A 2,500-nucleotide genomic window follows, 5' to 3' on the forward strand; every position below is an offset into this window, starting at 1 on the left:
TATTGAAATTCTAACCTACGGGTCTTATCGACCCGGGAGACAGTGTCAGGTGGGCAGTTTGACTGGGGCGGTCGCCTCCTAAAGTGTAACGGAGGCGCCCAAAGGTTCCCTCAGAATGGTTGGAAATCATTCGTAGAGTGCAAAGGCATAAGGGAGCTTGACTGCGAGACCTACAAGTCGAGCAGGGACGAAAGTCGGGCTTAGTGATCCGGTGGTTCCGCATGGAAGGGCCATCGCTCAACGGATAAAAGCTACCCCGGGGATAACAGGCTTATCTCCCCCAAGAGTCCACATCGACGGGGAGGTTTGGCACCTCGATGTCGGCTCATCGCATCCTGGGGCTGTAGTCGGTCCCAAGGGTTGGGCTGTTCGCCCATTAAAGCGGTACGCGAGCTGGGTTCAGAACGTCGTGAGACAGTTCGGTCCCTATCCGTCGTGGGCGTAGGAAATTTGAGAGGAGCTGTCCTTAGTACGAGAGGACCGGGATGGACGCACCGCTGGTGTACCAGTTGTTCTGCCAAGGGCATAGCTGGGTAGCTATGTGCGGAAGGGATAAGTGCTGAAAGCATCTAAGCATGAAGCCCCCCTCAAGATGAGATTTCCCATAGCGTAAGCTAGTAAGATCCCTGAAAGATGATCAGGTTGATAGGTTCGAGGTGGAAGCATGGTGACATGTGGAGCTGACGAATACTAATAGATCGAGGACTTAACCATATAATATGTAGCAAATGTTATCTAGTTTTGAAGGAATATGCCTTCAATAGTTTGGTGATGATGGCAGAGAGGTCACACCCGTTCCCATACCGAACACGGAAGTTAAGCTCTCTAGCGCCGATGGTAGTTGGGACCTTGTCCCTGTGAGAGTAGGACGTCGCCAAGCAAAAACCTAAGTCGTTTCGACTTAGGTTTTTTTGTGTTTATTTTTATTATTTAAAATATAAAGGTAAGAATTACCTTTATAAGAATATAGTCCAGATGTAACAAGAATGTTTGTGATCTTATATAAAAAGGTTATGTGAAAAGTAGCAATCTAGCTCTTTTAACATAACCTTTTGTGTTTTTAAAGGATTTTACATTAGAAAAAATCTATAATTAAGGTAGTTAACATATATTTTTGATGGGTGTGGGGGATTATGAAAGAAATATGCATGTTATTAGTGGCTGTTATATTATGGGGCACAGCCATTGCGCCAACAAAATGGGCGTTAGAATCTATTCAGCCGTTTACTTTGTTGTTTATTCGTCTTTTCTTTGCAGGTGGAATTTGTATGCTATTCTCATTTAAGCAACTACAAAAATCAGTTGTACATAAAAAAGTTCCATGGAAAAGAATGAGTTTGTTAGCTTTTACCGGTGTAGCTGGTTATTTTATGTTTACATCCTACGGTATTTCTCTAACCAGTGGATTACATGTGAGTATTATAGATGCTGCATTACCATTAGTTACAATTCTTTTTTCAGCACTCTTTTTGAAAGAGAAAATTCGATTGAATTATTGGATAGGAATTATATTGGGTGCTATAGGAGTACTCTTTATTACGATTCCATCTAAAAGTGCTAATCAAGAAGTGTCTTTAATAGGAGATATACTGATATTATTAAGTACTTTTCTATTTGCTTTCTACACAGTTTTGCTAAAACGACCAAAACAAGAACAGTATTTATCAAACGAGGTTTTTACAACACTAACTTTAATTATTGGAGCTGTTATTCTCTTACCGTTTGCACTGGTAGAAATTTTTTATTACGGTCTTCCAAAGGTTGAAACTTGGAAAACGGGACTTAGTGTAATATACCTTGTTATTGGAGCAACAATTTTAGCATATTGGTTTTGGAATAAAGCGCTAGAGAGAGTTTCAGCATCAGTAAGCGGATTATATTTAAATGCATTACCATTAATAAGTATTGTTACTTCAATTATTCTATTAAATGAATCTCTGACATGGAGAGTAATAATGGGAGCGAGTTTAGTTTTAATCGGAGTAGGATGGGCGGATAAGCAAAAGTTATGTAATCTATTAAAAGGTAACAAGGTGGAGAATAGAGACTGTTAAACAGTATGATTTATATAATTGAAATGTTAAAAAGATACCTTATATATGAGGTATCTTTTTTATTTAGCAAAGATAATAGACTAAAGTTAGTATGGATATTCTTTGCTGTATTTATATGTGTCGAAATCATTTTGAAATATTGTTTGGACAAGTTGTATACATTCAGTATCATAAAAGCTTTCAAAAGTCGGATGACGGGGAAATAAAGGATCAGTAATATCGCCTTCGCTAAAATCCCCTTTATAAATCATGGCGGGAGTTTGATGATGCCATGATGTTGAGAACTCATTTATTGGTGCGGTTTTTAATTCGAAACGCTTTTCTAATTCTTTCATTTCCTGATCGAAGTTTTCTAAGTATATATAATTGGTCACATATTCTTCTTCACCAGCTATATATTGTTGTGTGAAATGTGGGTTAATATCACTTGCGTGAGCTCCTTTCAT

Annotated in this window: 2 protein-coding genes and 2 rRNA genes (2 of these 4 running past the window's edge); 3 read left to right on the forward strand and 1 reads right to left on the reverse strand. The window is 38.7% G+C overall.

Annotated elements, in window-relative coordinates:
- From ACXKY9_RS02025 to ACXKY9_RS02035, 3 genes are all read left to right on the forward strand, one after another.
- Positions 1–714, forward strand: a 23S ribosomal RNA gene (locus tag ACXKY9_RS02025); it begins 2,209 nt to the left of the window's first position.
- 50 nt (positions 715–764) lie between these two features.
- Positions 765–880, forward strand: a 5S ribosomal RNA gene (rrf, locus tag ACXKY9_RS02030).
- A 253-nt stretch (positions 881–1,133) separates the two neighbouring features.
- A complete protein-coding gene (locus ACXKY9_RS02035; protein WP_000658284.1) occupies positions 1,134–2,054 on the forward strand; it encodes a DMT family transporter in 921 nt (306 codons plus the stop codon).
- Positions 2,055–2,140: 86 nt separating this feature from the next.
- Here ACXKY9_RS02035 and ACXKY9_RS02040 read toward each other — a convergent pair whose 3' ends face one another.
- A protein-coding gene (locus ACXKY9_RS02040; RefSeq protein WP_000483022.1) for a sulfotransferase family 2 domain-containing protein crosses the window boundary here: on the reverse strand, positions 2,141–2,500 show its 3' end. It continues 432 nt past the right edge of the window; the window shows 360 of its 792 coding nt (coding positions 433–792); its start codon lies off the right edge, out of view; it ends in the stop codon at positions 2,141–2,143.

The organism is Bacillus sp. 2175 (genome assembly GCF_057812155.1).